This window comes from Massilia soli, assembly GCF_016809835.1.
Taxonomy (GTDB): domain Bacteria; phylum Pseudomonadota; class Gammaproteobacteria; order Burkholderiales; family Burkholderiaceae_D; genus Telluria_A; species Telluria_A soli.
This window is the reverse complement of sequence record NZ_JAFBIL020000025.1, coordinates 1-1,229: the sequence shown is the minus strand read 5'-3', so window position 1 is coordinate 1,229 and position 1,229 is coordinate 1. Positions and strand designations below refer to the sequence as shown.

The following is a 1,229-nucleotide window of genomic DNA, read 5'->3' as shown; positions in this document are numbered from 1 at the left end:
TGAATCGCCACGACTTCTGCAGACACTCTTGAGCCATAATTCTGGGCTAAAGGAGTGAGTATGAGTGGCAAACGATACACGGAAGAATTCAAGATCGCCGCGGTCAAGCAAGTGGCCCAGCGTGGGCACCCAGTCAGCGAAGTCGCGGAGCGGCTTGGCGTCAGCATCCACAGCTTATACGCCTGGGTGAAGCGCTACGGAATGCCAGAGGAAGAGCGGAAGGCAGTCGATGCCCAGTGCGACGAGATGCGGCGATTGAAGGCTGAATTGAAGCGCGTCACTGAGGAGCGCGACATATTGAAAAAAGCCGCGGTGTACTTTGCCAAGACGTCCGGGTAAGGTACACCTTGATTGTTGCGCTTCAGGACCATTACTCGGTGCGTCGGCTTTGCAAGATGCTCGATGTGCACCCAAGCGGCTTCTACGCTTGGCGCCACAGCCCAGAGAGCCAGCGTGCAAAGGAAGACAAGCGCTTGCTGGTTCCGATCAAGCAGTCCTGGCTTGAAAGCGGTGCCGTGTACGGCTATCGCAAGGTCAGCGACGATCTGCGCGAGCTCGGCGAAACGTGTGGCATCAATCGAGTTCATCGGCTGATGCGGTCTGCCGGCATCCGTTCCCAAACGGGATATGGAAAGCGCAAGTACAAGCGCGGTGGTGCGCCGTCCTTGGTGGCGCCGAACCACCTGCAGCGCCAGTTTGACGTGAAAGAACCGAATCGGGTTTGGGTCACGGACATCACCTATATCCGTACCTACGAAGGTTGGTTGTACCTGGCCGTCGTTTTAGATTTGTTTTCACGCCAGGTGGTGGGTTGGTCGATGAGCTCGCGAATTGACCGCGAACTGGCGATGAATGCGCTCTTGATGGCCGTCTGGCGCAGGCAGCCGAAGAATACGGTGATGGTGCATTCGGACCAAGGAAGTCAGTTCAGCAGCTACGACTGGCGAGACTTCCTCGATGCCCACAACCTGCAGCAGAGCATGAGCCGGCGGGGAAACTGTCACGATAATGCCGTCGCTGAAAGCTTCTTCCAGCTGATCAAGCGTGAGCGTATTCGACGAAAAATCTACGCGACACGTGCGGAGGCCAAGGAAGATGTCTTCGACTACATCGAGATGTTCTACAATCCAAAACGTCGGCATGGCTTCAATGAGAAGCTTTCGCCGGTCAATTTTGAGAAGCGGTACTTTGAGAGGCTCGCGAGTGTCTAGCAAACTCGTGGCGATTCA

At 55.9% G+C, this 1,229-nt stretch carries 1 protein-coding gene; it reads left to right on the top strand.

Annotated features, from left to right (window positions below; translation table 11 throughout):
- Positions 1-60: 60 nt before the first annotated feature.
- Positions 61-1,211, top strand: a protein-coding gene (locus I4X03_RS22960; protein ID WP_223471439.1) for an IS3 family transposase whose coding sequence is annotated in 2 segments (ribosomal slippage) — positions 61-307 and positions 307-1,211 — 1,152 coding nt in all. Because the reading frame shifts where the segments join, the coding sequence is not laid out codon by codon here.
- Positions 1,212-1,229 lie beyond the last annotated feature (18 nt).